The organism is Marinococcus halophilus, from assembly GCF_900166605.1.
In the GTDB taxonomy this organism is placed as follows: Bacteria; Bacillota; Bacilli; order Bacillales; family Marinococcaceae; genus Marinococcus; species Marinococcus halophilus.
Map to the genome: position 1 here is coordinate 594,520 of NZ_FVZD01000006.1, position 14,856 is coordinate 609,375.

General features: G+C 47.1%; 16 protein-coding genes and 1 riboswitch. Of the genes, 13 read left to right on the top strand and 3 right to left on the bottom strand.

All coding sequences use genetic code 11. The features are described 5' to 3' along the window. Positions 1-72: 72 nt before the first annotated feature. From B5066_RS09180 to B5066_RS09200, 5 genes are all read left to right on the top strand, one after another. On the top strand, positions 73-309 hold the full coding sequence (locus B5066_RS09180) for a hypothetical protein (protein WP_079475634.1): 237 nt from the start codon (positions 73-75) through the stop codon (positions 307-309). Positions 310-406: 97 nt separating this feature from the next. Further along, positions 407-1,024, top strand: a complete 618-nt coding sequence (locus B5066_RS09185) for a hypothetical protein (protein ID WP_079475635.1) — start codon at positions 407-409, stop codon at positions 1,022-1,024. Positions 1,025-1,069: 45 nt separating this feature from the next. Then, entirely contained in the window at positions 1,070-1,483 is a 414-nt protein-coding gene (locus B5066_RS09190; protein WP_079475636.1) for a DUF3942 family protein, read from the top strand. 121 nt (positions 1,484-1,604) lie between these two features. Then, positions 1,605-1,952, top strand: a complete 348-nt coding sequence (locus tag B5066_RS09195) for an aspartate 1-decarboxylase (RefSeq protein ID WP_425320085.1) — start codon at positions 1,605-1,607, stop codon at positions 1,950-1,952. A gap of 15 nt (positions 1,953-1,967) precedes the next feature. Next, positions 1,968-2,822 carry an aminoglycoside 6-adenylyltransferase gene (locus B5066_RS09200; RefSeq protein ID WP_079475637.1) on the top strand — a complete coding sequence of 285 codons (855 nt, stop codon included), beginning with the start codon at positions 1,968-1,970 and terminating at the stop codon, positions 2,820-2,822. Between the two features lie 167 nt (positions 2,823-2,989). Here the strand turns inward: B5066_RS09200 and B5066_RS09205 are convergent, their stop codons facing one another. Further along, entirely contained in the window at positions 2,990-3,529 is a 540-nt protein-coding gene (locus B5066_RS09205) for a dihydrofolate reductase family protein (RefSeq protein WP_244897361.1), read from the bottom strand. A gap of 83 nt (positions 3,530-3,612) precedes the next feature. Between B5066_RS09205 and B5066_RS09210 the strand changes: the two genes are divergently transcribed. From B5066_RS09210 to ytkD, 4 genes are all read left to right on the top strand, one after another. After that, positions 3,613-4,377 (top strand): C40 family peptidase, encoded by a 765-nt coding sequence (locus tag B5066_RS09210; RefSeq protein ID WP_179124079.1) that lies wholly within the window; start codon positions 3,613-3,615, stop codon positions 4,375-4,377. A 90-nt stretch (positions 4,378-4,467) separates the two neighbouring features. Beyond that, positions 4,468-5,655, top strand: a complete 1,188-nt coding sequence (locus B5066_RS09215; protein WP_233133424.1) for a MalY/PatB family protein — start codon at positions 4,468-4,470, stop codon at positions 5,653-5,655. Continuing rightward, positions 5,652-6,122: a YwpF family protein gene (locus tag B5066_RS09220; protein ID WP_079475641.1), complete on the top strand. Its 471-nt coding sequence runs from the start codon at positions 5,652-5,654 to the stop codon at positions 6,120-6,122. The genes B5066_RS09215 and B5066_RS09220 overlap by 4 nt, the downstream gene beginning before the upstream one ends. Positions 6,123-6,177: 55 nt before the next feature. Further along, the gene (gene ytkD, locus B5066_RS09225; protein ID WP_079475642.1) at positions 6,178-6,669 is read left to right on the top strand and encodes an RNA deprotection pyrophosphohydrolase; all 492 of its coding nucleotides are present in this window, start codon (positions 6,178-6,180) and stop codon (positions 6,667-6,669) included. An 84-nt stretch (positions 6,670-6,753) separates the two neighbouring features. Here the strand turns inward: ytkD and pckA are convergent, their stop codons facing one another. Continuing rightward, positions 6,754-8,337: a phosphoenolpyruvate carboxykinase (ATP) gene (gene pckA / locus B5066_RS09230; RefSeq protein WP_079475643.1), complete on the bottom strand. Its 1,584-nt coding sequence runs from the start codon at positions 8,335-8,337 to the stop codon at positions 6,754-6,756. A 178-nt stretch (positions 8,338-8,515) separates the two neighbouring features. On the opposite strand from pckA, the gene B5066_RS09235 reads away from it, so the two are divergent. Next, the gene (locus tag B5066_RS09235) at positions 8,516-8,911 is read left to right on the top strand and encodes a thiol-disulfide oxidoreductase DCC family protein (RefSeq protein WP_079475644.1); all 396 of its coding nucleotides are present in this window, start codon (positions 8,516-8,518) and stop codon (positions 8,909-8,911) included. 47 nt (positions 8,912-8,958) lie between these two features. Then, a riboswitch (SAM riboswitch) is annotated at positions 8,959-9,066 on the top strand. 152 nt (positions 9,067-9,218) lie between these two features. Next, positions 9,219-10,433, top strand: a complete 1,215-nt coding sequence (gene metK, locus B5066_RS09240; protein ID WP_079475645.1) for a methionine adenosyltransferase — start codon at positions 9,219-9,221, stop codon at positions 10,431-10,433. Between the two features lie 53 nt (positions 10,434-10,486). On the opposite strand, the gene putP is transcribed toward metK, so the two are convergent. Beyond that, entirely contained in the window at positions 10,487-11,968 is a 1,482-nt protein-coding gene (gene putP / locus B5066_RS09245) for a sodium/proline symporter PutP (RefSeq protein ID WP_079475646.1), read from the bottom strand. A 410-nt stretch (positions 11,969-12,378) separates the two neighbouring features. On the opposite strand from putP, the gene B5066_RS09250 reads away from it, so the two are divergent. Both B5066_RS09250 and B5066_RS09255 read left to right on the top strand, forming a co-directional pair. Then, entirely contained in the window at positions 12,379-13,782 is a 1,404-nt protein-coding gene (locus tag B5066_RS09250) for a sigma-54 interaction domain-containing protein (protein WP_079475647.1), read from the top strand. A 147-nt stretch (positions 13,783-13,929) separates the two neighbouring features. Next, positions 13,930-14,838 (top strand): proline dehydrogenase family protein, encoded by a 909-nt coding sequence (locus tag B5066_RS09255; protein WP_079475648.1) that lies wholly within the window; start codon positions 13,930-13,932, stop codon positions 14,836-14,838. The last annotated feature ends 18 nt before the right edge of the window (positions 14,839-14,856 follow it).

The window sequence follows — 14,856 nt, forward strand, 5'->3', positions numbered from 1 at the left end:
GATTATTGGGTAAGGTAAGGTGTATTCAATAAACGAAAGCAGAGGCAGAAGAGGCGGGAAGGAGTTTTTTTTATGGACTACAATGCCAGCGACCTGGTTTTCAGCCAAACATTTAACTGCTGGAGCCGGGTTTCGTATTTGTACCAGTGTGAACCAAAACTAGTGGCCGTATCGATATTTCCCTCGGCCGGAAAAAGGAATATTCATTTTAACGCTGATATGCTGAGTGTGGAGGAATTTTGGAGGCTCTGCTATGAAAAATTTAAAGCCGATTTTTCAGAAAACAAAAACACAGATAATGGCTTGTGAAATGCGAACAAACTGACAAAGCACCGTCGAGACGTTTGCGGGTGTGCTCAGAGGGTAATTACCAATAGGTAAAAGGATTGATAGAAGAGGTGAAAGTATGACCGCCGGACTGTTGTTAAGCGCGGTTCCCCCTAAAGGGGCCCCGTTTGTAATGATCGCCACGGATTCGAAGGGGGCAAGCCTTGAGGGCGGGCCTGCAGACGAAAAGGCACAAAAGGTTTTTAATGCTGGAAATGCGCTGCTTGCTGTAAGCGGGGTGGCAACAGACGACCACCGCTCCCGGCTCGTAGATATTCTGGCCTCGCATAAAAAACTGCCAATTAATGAAAAGATGCAGCTGCTATTTAACGAAAGCTTGGACAGAAAGAAAGAACTGGGCTTAAATATGACGGCTGCTATTATGCAGTTTGACGAAAGCGGAAATCCCCAGGTAGCGTTCTGCCATGTTGGCACAGACGAAGGAGACCGCCAGTTCGACCCCCACACGTTCGACCGCCGGGTGCCGGAGGTCAATCATGCGTATTTTGGGGAAGACAAAGAGGGAGTAATCGAATTTCGAAAAAAGCTGGACGAAAAACTCGATAAAAAAGCAATTACTCCAGATCAAGTCCGGGAATCAGCTGGATGGTTTATCCGGAGGGCATCCGAGGCGTTTCCGGAAGCGGTTAATGGAAGAGTCCAGACAAAAATAAAGGTCTTCAGGCCTGGAATGTGAGCGAAATCATCGTATATCAGCACGTGACGGAAAGGGGAGAAATCGATGAGTTTTGAAAATACATTTGCCACCAAAACCCGTAAATATTTAAATATTGACGCCCAGCCCGAGCAGCAGTTGATTGAATCTACGGCCAGGGAGATCATGTATTACTTTATGGACCTTGAAGAGGAATTTAAAAATATAAATGATCGTAAATTTCATATCGAAGCGGGTTTTCATGAAAACTATATTAAAATTAATAAACGAAAGCTTACTTTTGAACTGAAGCATATCCCTTCTCACCGTATTACTATTATTCAAAAAGTGAATGGCAGTAAAGCTCATATTGACCATATTATTGCCAAAAACGATGAAGCCCGGAGCGAGGCAGACGAAACCCCCTTCAGCCGCGATTTGATCCGGAGATATCTAATTCAGACATTTGGAGATGCCCTAGACCTAAGCAATATCTATTAATGCCCTGTTAAAAGGGCATTTTTTATGTTGTTTAGGAAAGTTTTAATGGAAATGGAGTCACTGTGGTTGAATAAATCTCTATGTCGTCAGATAATAAACATGTGTAAATACATAGCGGCGTATTCAAAATAGAGAAGAGCGAGACTTGTATACTTGTGAAAAAAGCAGACTTGACGAGAATCTGATGGAGGCAGTGGAGCTAGGGGAGAACGAGAAAGTGCAGGTATTCAATAATACGAACGGGGCAGTTTTGGAAACGTATGCGATTGCAGGCGGAAGCGGAGTGATTTGTTTAACCGGTGCAGCGGCAAGGAGGGCTCAGCCGGGTGATGTAGTAATAATTATTGCGTACGCTTCGGTGGAAAATGAAATGGCCCAGGAATTCACACCGGCGGTTGCTGTGCATGACAGGCAAAACTGTATTCAACAGATGCTGTCTTCTGAGCCTGCTTCGACGACACTGGAATAAAAGGAGGAGTTGCCAGTGCGGACAGCTGAAGCTGTTATGGCATTAATAATGGAGACTGCCGAGGCTGATGAACGGGTGCGGGCTGTGGCCCTAAGTGGCTCCCGGGCGGCTGCCGGCACCAGCAGTCCAGATCTTATCAGTGATTTTGATATTATTTATTTTGTGGATAATATAGACCAAATGATTCAGAACCGGGCCTGGCTGAAGGTATTTGGTGAGCCGTTGATTGTACAGACGCCGGATGAAATGAATTTATACGGAGAACCGTCGGGAGAAGAGTCGTTTGCTTTTTTAATGCTTTTTCGGGACGGCAATCGTATTGATCTAACCTTAAAGCCTGCGGACAGCAGGTATTTGCACTGGAAGCAGGATGGCTTGACCCGCTGCCTGCTGGATAAAGATAACCCTGCCTCTGATTTCCCTTCTCCCACAGACGTGGGCTACAAAACAAGTATGCCGGAAGAGAATTTCTTTCATCAGTGCTGTAATGAGTTCTGGTGGGTGGCGGTATATGTAGTCAAAGGCTGGCAGAGAAAAGAGATGCTCTACGCCCAGGCTCATCTGCATATCGTTCGCCTTATGCTGATACAGATGCTGCAGTGGAAGGTCGTACTCGAAAAAAAGATCCCGGTAAACTTCGGGCAGGAGGCAAAACACCTGGAAATATACCTCGAAGAGAAGAACATCAGAGAACTAGCAGCTACTTATGCCGCTGGTTCTTACGAAAGCATCTGGGCTTCGTTACAGGCAGCGATGGCAATGTTTGCACGGGAATCTGCTTCTGTGGCGGGCCAATGCGGGTTTACGCTGAATGAACAGGAAGCAGCAGGAGTGCAGCGATACATTAAAGAGGCCGGACGAGTGCAGTGAAATAAAAAAAGACTCCTGCCATCAGCAGGAGCAAAATGAAATATGGGATAAGAGCAACAAATTGGACGAATGCTACTCTATATGATTATTATTGCCTAAAGAGTAAAAAAAGTACACACTTTTCAGAAAAAATAGTGCTTTTACCTACAGAAGCACTTAGGCCTAAACTAGTGTCTTTCCAGGCCGTCGGATCGTTTGTAATGGAGCTGGGCCAGTTCCCCCAGGGCTTTCACTTCGTGAAGATACAGCCGCTTTGGCTGCCCGGCCCTTGGTTTAAACAAAGGGATTCCATGCCCTAAAAGGTCAGGGGTGAAGGTAATAATGTATTCATCGATCATTTCTGCTTCAAGAAGAGGAGCGATAATGTCAGTGCCTCCGACTATCCATATACCACTACCAGACTCCTGCTGTTTGTTCTGAATCCATTCTGCCACGTCGCCCTGAACAAAGGAGACATGCCTGTCGCTTCCCGTGCGGCTGGTGGAAAAAACGTAGCATTCCTTGCCGCTGTAAGGGAAGAATTCCATTAAAAGAAGCACATGCTCATAGGTTTTTCTTCCCATAATCACGGTATCCACCCGGCGGTACATTTCATCGTAGCCATTATCGCCTTTGCCTTCAGCCTTGGTCAGCCAGTCGATATTTCCTTTCTCATCAGCGATATAACCGTCAAGACTTGCAGCTATAAACAGGATTACCGGCTTCATTATGCCCCTCCCTCCGTTGATATGTTCATTTTAGCATGAAAAGAAAGAATAATCGGAACAATTGCATAGAAAGGAGGCAAAGTATGAAAAAATCATGGAAGTGGGGAAGTATTGCTGTCGCGGCTGTTATGGCTGGGGGTGCTGGTTACTGGGCTGACAGGCACGTTTTAATAATGAACGTTGATGGCAATGACAAAAGCTGGTACATCGAAGGAGGAAAATCGGAAGAAGAATTGTACCTTCGTCCGGAAACGGCGGCTGCTTTATACGGAGCGCAGCTGCAACAAAAAGGCTCTTCTGTCCGTTTATCGGTAAATGACGCTTCGTGGGAAGGGGAGCTTGAGCAGAGCCCGGCCTGGTTTGACTGGAATGGTGAGGCTTATATTCCGGTAAAGGAAGCTGCTAAAGAACTCTCGTTCGAAGAGGAAGACACCGGAAGCCGCTATACAGCCCAGTTGTGGAGCCCGGCACAGGAAAGAATCGCCAGGGTAATTGAAAAAGGAGAAGAGTATACAGGAACACCATACAAATGGGGAGCCTCCGAAAGCACGACCGAGTATTTCGACTGCTCATCCTTTACCCAGCGGATATATGCTGAAGAAAATATTGATCTTCCGAGGGTGTCGGAGGATCAGGCGCAGGAAGGCCGAAATGTTGCTGAAGAAAACTGGAAACGGGGAGACCTCATTTTCTTCGACACGACTGGAGACGGCAGTATCAACCATGTAAGCATGTATATTTCTAATGACACACTGTTTCACGCCACAGAATCTGATGGTGTAGGTTATACTGATTTTTCGGATTACTGGAGGGAATCAGTGGTTAATACAAAACGATTTATCGGTTAAAAGCCGTTTGGATTCGTCTTACTAAAAGGAAAGTGATAAAATAAAGAACGGAATAGACATGGGAAGATGAAACGAGGAGGCTTTTTTAGCATGGATTTTAACAAAGTATTAAACCGGAAAAATACAAATTCAATGAAATGGGATTTCGCCGCTGAGCGCTACGGTTCCTCGGAGCTTTGGCCAATGTGGGTGGCGGATATGGACTTTCAGGCTCCGCAGCCTGTCCTTGATGCAATGCAGGAGGTGCTGGATCACGGAATTTTCGGTTATCACCGTCGTCCGGAATCATTGAAAGATGCCACTACTGAATGGATCCGCACGCGCCATGGATGGGATGTGGGCAATGAGCAGCTTGTCTTTACCCCAGGCGTTGTGCCGGCGATCAGTCACCTGATTCAAACATTTACTGAAAAAGGCGATGGAGTCATTCTGCAGACGCCGGTTTACTATCCATTCTATGCGCTTGTGAATAATAATGAACGCAAGCTGTACAAGAATCCGCTGAAAGAAACAGACGAAGGGTTTACTATCGATGCAAAAAACCTTGAAGAACAGATGAAGGCCGGAGCGAAAATGCTTCTTTTATGCAGTCCCCATAACCCTATCGGCCGGGTGTGGACTGAAGAAGAACTGCAGCAGATTGCCGCTCTTGCAGAAAAATACAACGTTCTGGTAGTCTCCGATGAAATTCACGCTGACCTTATCTTGTCCGGTGAACACGTGCCATTTTCGAAAGCGGCGGATGGCTATGATGTTGAAACCATTACCTGCATGGCGCCGAGCAAAACATTCAATCTTGCAGCTTTGCAATTGTCTTACGTAGTTTTTGAGAAAAAAGCTTCGCAGAAAGCATATGAAGCCCATCTGCAGCGCAATTTTGTTGGAATTGACAACCCTTTTGCCACAGTTGCTGCAGAAGCTGCCTACCGTCATGGCTCCGAATGGCTGGAAGAACTGCTCGTGCACCTGCGGGAAAACGTCGATTACTTAAAGGAACAACTGGAATCGGCTGTTCCGGAAGCACATGTTATTAAGCCGGAAGGAACGTATCTTGTATGGATTGATCTTAGGGAGCTTGGCATGGATAAAAAAGAATTGGAAGAATGGCTGCGTAAAGAAGCAGGCGTAGCATTGAGCGACGGGCATATCTTTGGGGAGGAAGGCGCTGGATTTGTCCGCATTAACGTCGCCTGCCCCCGCTCGCATATCGATGAGGGCGTGCGCCGTCTAAAAGAAGCGTATGAACGCACCATTCAACTTGCCGGCCGTAAATCATGAAGACGTTCCGCCTTATGCGCCTCAGCCTGTTTGAAAAAGACGGGGACGTGATTGAAATGCATGAGATAAAAATGAAGGAAGGCCTCATCATCAATCGGGAAGAACCTGATAAGTCCTGGCTGCTCGATGCGGTCATACCTACAGAATATGAAGGTATTATTCATGAGTGGGAAAAGCATGAAGAAGAAATGCTGATGGAAGCAGTGATCACCCATCCTGATAATGCTCCAGCTCTTCTGAGAGGAGTTGTGAAAAAAACCACGCGCCTGGAACACTCTCTTGGTGTGTTAATCCAGGCGTACATGGCTGGAAAAGATGAAAATATCACCGAATTGATATTACAGGAGCTGATTACCGAAGGATATGAAGGCGATCAGCTTTTGGAGGAGTTTCACGAGCGGAAGAACGATCAGCGCTCCTGGTCCAAGGCGATGGCCGCACGGTTATACAGCCGCCAGGAAAAATAATTCCCCGGAGAGATGAGAGAAGTGGAGTGATACGTATGTGTGAGGATCAGGGCATATGACAACCTGCTACAAATTCCGGGACTACTACAATAACGAAGTAGAATTGTCGTTAAATGGCTTCCCGTTTTCAGACAAGCCGGGACATGTATGGGTGATATGCCTGTATGCCGGCAGGTGGCTCCTGACCCGTCACTCCCAACGGGGGCTGGAGTTTCCGGGCGGGAAAATCGAAGAGGGAGAAACACCTGAAGAAGCAGCTGTACGGGAAGTTGATGAGGAAACCGGCGGCCGCATTGAAGTCATACGCTCTCTTGGCCAGTATAAGGTAGTGGGCCGGAGTGAAGATGTAATAAAAAATATATACATCGCGGTTGTAGATTCGCTGGTTTCTCACGAGGATTATATGGAAACGGATGGTCCGGTGCTGATAGAAACACTTCCAAGCAATATCCGTGAACATCCCGGCTACAGCTTTATTATGAAAGACGAAGTACTTCCCCGTTCGGTTAAATATGCCGAGGAGGCAGGATATATTACCTTAAAATGAAAGGAACCGGCGTCTGTGACTATACAGATACCGGTTCCTTTTTATCATAGTGGATGCGGCTTATGGCTATGCGGAGAATTCCGTCTACAGCTGCGTCGGTCCGGCTTTTGAGATCTCGCCGGGCACATCGTAAAACCGCTTAAAATTTTCTGCAAACTTGCGGGCGAGCATACGGGCCTGGACCTCGTACTCTCCGGCTTCTGCCCACATTTTCTTCGGCTGGAGCATATCTTCTGGAACGCCAGGGCAGGATTCCGGAATATGGAGCCCAAATATAGGATCCTCCACAGTGGCTGCGTTGGTGAGTTCGCCGCTTAGAGCTGCCTGCACCATAGCACGGGTGTACGAAAGATCCATACGGCTGCCGACACCGTAGCCGCCGCCGCTCCAACCGGTATTCACCAGAAAAACAGGCACATTGTGTGCATCAATTTTTTCCCCGAGCATCTCTGCATATACAGAAGCCTGGCGTGGTAGAAACGGTGCTCCGAAGCAGGTGGAAAATGTAGCTTCTGGAGAAGTGATGCCTCTTTCCGTTCCGGCTAGTTTGCTTGTGTAGCCGCTGAGAAAATGATACATGGCCTGTTCCTTCGTCAGCCGGCTGATCGGCGGAAGAACGCCGAAGGCATCTGCAGTTAAAAAAATAATTGCTGACGGATGTCCGGCTGTGCCAGAAGGTACAATTCCCTCGACGTGTTCAATGGGATAAGCCGCCCGGGTGTTTTCGGTAATATGCGTGTCAGTGTAGTCGACTTTCCCACTGGCATCGTCCAGGCCGACGTTTTCAAGTACGGCCCCAAAACGGATAGCGTTCCAGATCTGAGGTTCTTTTTGTCTGGACAGGTTCGAACATTTTGCATAGCATCCGCCTTCAATATTAAAAATACCGTTTTCGGACCAGCCGTGTTCATCGTCGCCAACCAGGAGCCGGGAAGAATCAGCAGAAAGCGTCGTTTTCCCGGTGCCGGAAAGCCCGAAAAACAGTGCACTTTTTCCGTCGCTCCCTATATTTGCCGAGCAGTGCATTGGAAGCACGCCCTGTTCAGGGAGCAGGTAGTTCATGACAGAAAAGATTGATTTTTTCATTTCACCGGCGTATTCTGTTCCACCAATCAAAATTATGCGTCTTGCAAAGCTGATGACGATAAATGTTTCCGATAAGGTGCCGTCAACCTCCGGATCTGCTTTGCATTCTGGTGCAGCTATAAGCGTGAAGGGTGGAGTGGAAGGGGTTTCCCTTCCATCAGGGCGAATGAACAGCTGCCGTGCGAACAATTGGTGCCAGGCATAGGAGGTAATGACCTGGACGGGAAGCTGATAGTCTGGATCAGCACCTGCAAGGGCATCACTTGCGAAGACTTCATTCTGATTGTTTAAATGAGCCATCACTTTGTTGTAAAGTTGTTTAAATACTTCTTCGGACATTGGCCTGTTTACATTTCCCCAGTCAATAGAAGGAGAACTGCCGGGCTCGTCGACAATATACTTATCTTTTGGCGAGCGGCCGGTATATTTGCCTGTTTTCACAGCAAGAGCGCCTTCAGCTGTGAGTGACCCCTCCTGCAGTGCCAGCGAGCGCTTCACAAGCGCAGGGACAGAGAGGTTCCATTGGACGTGCGCTTCATTCAATAGATTCGTTTCAGGTTTGGAAGCGAACGGTGGCTTCATAAACAATCACTCCTTTAATGAGGGGGGAAGTTGGATTTATTCATCATTAATGATGGATATAATATAAAATAGTGTAACACAATTAATTAAATAGTACATACTTATTGTGCAAAAAGTTCATGAATATTTTCAGTGTTTAGAGGGAAAAGACGTAAGAAAGCAAGGAAAGGGGAAAATTATGGAACAACAATCGGAATTTATTGTGTTTTACGATAGCGACTGTCCGTTATGCACCAGGTTCCATACTTATCTTTCAGCTATAGATAAAACGGATACAGTAGATTGGAAATCTATATATGATGAGGATTTATTCGAAAAATACCCGATGCTCAAAGGAGAGCCGCTTGAAGAGCAGATGCATAGTGTAGAAGATGGCACGTATGTGTATGCCGGATATTTTACTGTGAAAAAATTGTGCTATACTATTCCAGCATTAAAGCCGTTAAAGGCAGTGTTTCTGCTGCCGGGAGTAGAGGCGCTTGGCCGGAAGCTGTACCACACGGTATCAACAAACCGGTACCAGTGGTTTCATTTCCTTTGTGATAGCAGCACCTGCCAGCGGGAAGGGCACTAAGTTTGACATCAAATAGGGTTTGCGTTACGATTTTGTACGAACGGATACTCTTATCCTGAGCAGGTGGAGGGACAGTCCCTGAGAAGCCCAGCAACCATCCGGGAACGGAAAGGTGCTAACCTGGAGAGGCGGATAGGCGCCTTGAAAGATAAGAGGCGAAAAAGCTGAACTGACAGCTCCTTTTCCCTCAATTTTTTTGGGACAAGGGGCTTTTCTTGTACACAACGGCCTACTGCCGTTTTCTTTTCGTCTACCCCGAGAATAGGAGAGTACACCCGTAGCAGGCAGTTAAAAAGGAGGCAGCAGCGTGTCTACAATTGGACGACGTTTATTTACGTCGGAATCTGTTACAGAAGGACACCCGGACAAAGTATGTGACCAGATTTCCGATGCGATTTTAGATGCAATTTTAAAGGATGATCCGAATGCCCGTGTGGCAGCGGAAACAGTAGTGAACACGGGGCTCGTGTTAGTAGCAGGTGAAATATCGACATCTACATACGTGGATATTCCCAAAATTGCCCGGGAAACTTTGAAAGATATTGGCTATACCCGGGCGAAATACGGCTTTGATTACGAAACATGCTCAGTTTTGACGTCAATAGATGAACAGTCAGCCGACATTGCCCAGGGCGTTGATGAAGCGCTTGAAACTCGTGAAGGCTCGATGACCGAGGACGAATTGGAATCAATCGGAGCGGGGGACCAGGGTTTGATGTTTGGGTATGCAGATAATGAAACCGATGAGCTTATGCCCCTGCCGATTTCTCTTGCGCATAAGCTGGCACGCCAGTTAACGAAAGTTCGCAAAGATGGTAATCTTTCGTATCTGCGTCCCGACGGAAAGACGCAAGTAACGGTGGAATATGGAGACGACGGGAAACCGCTTCGGGTGGAAACGATCGTTATTTCCACCCAGCATTCCGATGAGGTAACGCTAGCCCAGATTGAAGAGGATATGCATAAATACGTTATCGAGCCGGTCGTGCCGGCAGAGCTTTTGGATGCTGAAACCAATTATTTCATCAATCCAACCGGCCGTTTTGTCATTGGCGGACCGCAGGGGGACGCCGGACTTACCGGACGGAAAATTATCGTTGATACGTATGGCGGCTATGCCCGTCACGGCGGCGGGGCGTTTTCCGGCAAAGACCCGACAAAGGTCGACCGGTCCGCTTCATATGCCGCGCGCTATGTAGCAAAAAACATTATTGCAGCAGGACTTGCAGATAAATGTGAGGTTCAGCTTGCGTATGCAATCGGCGTGGCGCAGCCGGTTTCCATTTCGATTGCCACATTCGGTACAGGGAAAGTCTCAGAAGAGGTGCTCGTAAAGCTCGCTAATGAGCATTTTGATCTGCGCCCGGCCGGCATTATCAAAATGCTCAATCTCCGCCGGCCGATTTACAGGCAGACAGCTGCTTACGGTCACTTTGGACGCCATGATGTTGACCTTCCGTGGGAACGCACGGATAAAGCAGCAGCGCTTCAGGAACAGGCGTTCACTGAAAAACAACAATAACTGCAAAAATACCCGCTCCTGTTTTATTCAGGAAGCGGGTATTTTTTAGTTTTTCAGCTTTTTTCCTTATACGTGCTGACAGAATCAAATTCAGTTTTAATTTTGTCTGAAGGCTTCGGTCCGAGCAGGCTGACTGCAATGATGATTAGAACATTGATCAAAAAGCCCGGTACGATCTCGTATAGATCAAACAGGCCGCCGGTAAGCTGGACCCAGATGATCACAGTTGCCCCGCCGGCAATCATGCCGGCAAGAATTCCCCACTTGCTCGTACGGCGCCAGAAAAGGGAGAAAAGCATCGCAGGCCCGAACACAGCACCAAATCCGGCCCAGGCATAACTCACGAGTTCAAGCACCGTGCTGCCGGGAGTGGAGGCAAGCAGCAGAGCAACGAGAGCGATGGCAATAACGCCGAATCTTCCCACCCAGACAAGCTCCCGGTCAGAGGCATGCGGCCGGAGCAGGCCTTTATAAAAGTCCTCCGCGAGGGCACTTGAAGATACGAGCAGCTGGGAGTCCACCGTGCTCATAATAGCAGCAAGTATCGCAGCGAGCAGTACCCCGGAAACCCATGGGTTAAACAGTACCTGGGTAAACAGTATAAACACTGTCTCCTGGTTGCCTTCCCCGAGCTGGGCGTCCCCTGAAAAGTAAGCAATGCCGATAAACCCTGTGAAAATAGCACCGAGAAGAGAAATAACCATCCAGCTCATACCTACCAGCCGGGCCATTGGAATTTCTTTTTCGGAACGGATCGCCATAAACCTCGTAATAATATGCGGCTGCCCAAAATAGCCAAGCCCCCAGGCGAGCAGGGAAACGACTGAAATAACGCTCACATTCGTAAACGCACTTAACGCCTCCGGATTAATGGAGGCTGCAGTCTGAACAGAATTCTCCCAGCCGCCAATTTCAATGACGGCGGCGATCGGAACAGCGACGAGAGCCAAAAACATAAGAGTCCCCTGAAGAAAGTCCGTCCAGCTGACGGCCATAAAGCCGCCAAGGAATGTATAGGTAATAATAACAGCGCCGCCGATCCAAAGAGCTGCCTGGTAGGAAAGACCGAAAGAGCTGACGAACAGAGTGGCGCCGCCGACCAGGCCGGAGGAAGTATAAACGGTAAAGAAAATAAGTATAAATAATGCCGAAACGATACGCAGTGCTTTGGTTTTATCATGGAACCGGTTTTCTAGAAAATCGGGTATCGTAATCGAATCATTGGCGATGATTGTGTATCTGCGCAGTCGTCTCGCCTGAAACTGCCAGTTTAAATAAGCGCCAATGGTAAGGCCGATAGGCAGCCATATTTCACTCATCCCGCCCAGATACATGGCACCGGGCAGGCCGAGCAGAAGCCAGCTGCTCATATCGGACGCTCCGGCACTGAGTGCAGCCACAGGGCCGTTTAATTTACGTCCGCCTAAAACGTAATCCGAAAGGTTATTGGTCAGCTTGTAGAATAAAAAACCAATACCAAGCATTACAGCAAGGTAAACGATAAATGTCACAATTGTAGGTACGGAAATATCCATTTAGGTGGTCTCCTTTTTTGATTTAACATAACTGATTGCTGCTAAAACTACAGTAAGCGGCATAGGTATTAATATTAGCAGCCATGTGAGTAGTGTTATTCCTTCCATTCAGTACACCTCCTCTTGAATGTACTTTTATATGTTGCAAGAATAGTGCCAATATTCTTAACTTCGGCAGACACGAACAAAGCCGGGAGGCGGGGCAGAAGAAAAATGATGAAAAAACGATGCTGAAAATCAACGGAAATATCTATTATAATTGAATACTTCTCCGGATAGAACCATAATCAGAAAAATTAAGAAGCATATAGTGCAAAATTTTGCACTCCCAAGTTTCGGGATTTACGTACGAAGCTTCCACACTTCATGATAAAATCAAAGCAAGAATAAATTATAAAGAGGGTGGGCCTATGGGATACCAAGGAACAAAGTCTTTATCCTATCCTGAACTGAACGATGTATTTGATCATTTAATGGTGAAAATGGATCAGGGGATTCGTGTCATTGATGTAGATGAAAATTTAATTATTTATAATGATAAAATGCGCGAAATTGAATCCATGACATATGAAGACTTTGACAACAAAGGCATGATGGATGTTTTTCTTTTCGAGCATGAACAGGACAGCAGGCTGCTTCAGGCCATCAAACTAGGAGTGGAAACGAGAGAAAAAAAGCAGCATTATACAAACAGCCGGGGAAAAAATATTACCACTATTAATGAAATTTTTCCGATTTATTCAGGCGGGCGGATCGTGGCAGCGGCGGAGATCGCAAAGGACGTGACCCGTATGGAAAAGCTGGTCCGGGAAAACCAGAAAAAAGCGGACAGCGGCCTTTTTACATTTAACCAAATCATTGGACGTTCTGCTGAAATTACAGGGGTCGTTCAGAACGCCAAACGTGCAACAAGAACGTCTTCCTCAGTATTGATTGTAGGTGAGACAGGAACAGGGAAAGAACTGTTTGCCCAGAGTATTCACAGTGAAAGTGAGCGGGCCGGGCAGCCGTTTGTATCACAAAACTGCGCGGCGCTTCCGGAAACGCTAATTGAAGGCATATTGTTTGGTACGGTAAAAGGGGCATTTACCGGTGCCTCGGAACGGGCGGGGCTTTTTGAAAAAGCTGAAGGCGGCACGCTTTTGCTTGATGAAATTAATACACTGCCAGTGGCCCTGCAGGCAAAGCTGCTGCGTGTTCTGCAGGAAAAAAAGGTGACACGCTTAGGGTCACACAAAGAGCAGTCTATCAATGTCCGTATTATTGCAACTATGAACAAAGAGCCGGCAGAAGCTATTCAAAACAACGAGCTGCGTGAAGATCTTTTTTACCGTATTGGCGTCGTCACCCTGTATGTTCCAGCGCTCCGGGAAAGAAAAACAGATATTGAACCGCTGGTGGAGACCTTTCTGGAAAAGTACAACCGGGTCTTTCAAATGGAAGTGGGACGCGTCTCCCCATCGGTGAAAGCAAGGCTGGAATCTTACCACTGGCCGGGAAACATCCGGGAGCTTGAGCATGTCATCGAAGGAGCAATGAATTTGATGCTCGATGAGGAAGTGATCGAGGAAAGCCACCTGCCGGACCATTTCCGTAAACGGACAGACCTTCTGGAAGCAGGAGAGATGGAGAAAAGTGGTCCAGCCGGGGCAAACAGCGGCAAAGGAACTTTAAAGGAACGTCTGCTTGAAATGGAATTTGCGCTAATTAAAGAGGCGCTTCAGCACAGCGGCGGTAACGTAATGCAGGCAGCTAAGGAGCTTGGAATCAGCCGGCAGAGTCTGCAGTACCGGATGAGTAAATTTCATTTGTGATTTTTTGCATATAGTGCAAAATTTTTTGCAGTTGTGATGAATAAAAGCTTTTTTTTACGGTCAACCCTAAGGGGGACGGCCCAGCTATATTGGCACGTATTTTGCAACACTTAGGTGTAGTACTGAAAAGATCAGGAGGGTGCACCTATGACAATTTCACGTTCGTTTTTTATATTTCTTTCCCAAAACAAGACGCTGACAAAGGGCGCCAAAAAGTGGGGCATTCACCTCGGAGCTTCAAAAGTAGTGGCTGGAGAAGATATTGATGAAGCATTAACGACCATTCAGTCGATGAACGAGCAGGGGCTGTTAGCGACCATTGACCATCTTGGTGAATTTATAACAGAAAAATCAGAGGTGGAAGAAGCTAAGCAGAAAACCATCGAGATTATAGAGAGTGTCCATGCGAAAAACGTACAGTCAGAGCTGACAGTGAAATTAACGAAGCTCGGTCTTGATATAGATACGGACTACTGCGTAGAGAATATGAAGGAAATCCTCCAGGCGGCCAAAGAAAAACAAAATTTCGTAAACATCGATATGGAAGACTATTCCCGTTATGAAAAAACACTGAAGGTACTGAAAACGCTCCGGAAGGAATATGATAATGTAGGCACTGTCCTTCAGGGATATTTAAGGCGGGGACTCGATGACCTTGACAGTCTCGCAGAGGTGCCCCTCCGAATTGTAAAAGGGGCTTACCAGGAAAAAGAAGAGGTCGCTTTTAAAGACAAGCATGAAGTTGACGCCAATTATTTTCTGATGATTCAAAAACATCTGCTGCAGGAAGGATTTACCGCTATCGGCACGCACGATCACCGCATTATTAACGCGGTTAAGCTGTTTGTGGAAGACCAGAATATAGCTTATGACACATTTGAATTTCAAATGCTGTATGGCTTTCGAACAGAACTGCAGCTGCAGCTCGTGCGGGAAGGCTACAACGTCAGAGTCTACGTGCCCTTTGGCAAAGAATGGTACGGGTATTTCATGAGAAGGCTGGCGGAACGTCCGCAGAACCTCGTATCCGTAGCTAAAGGAATGATTACGAAATAAAAAGTGCATGCAGCGCCG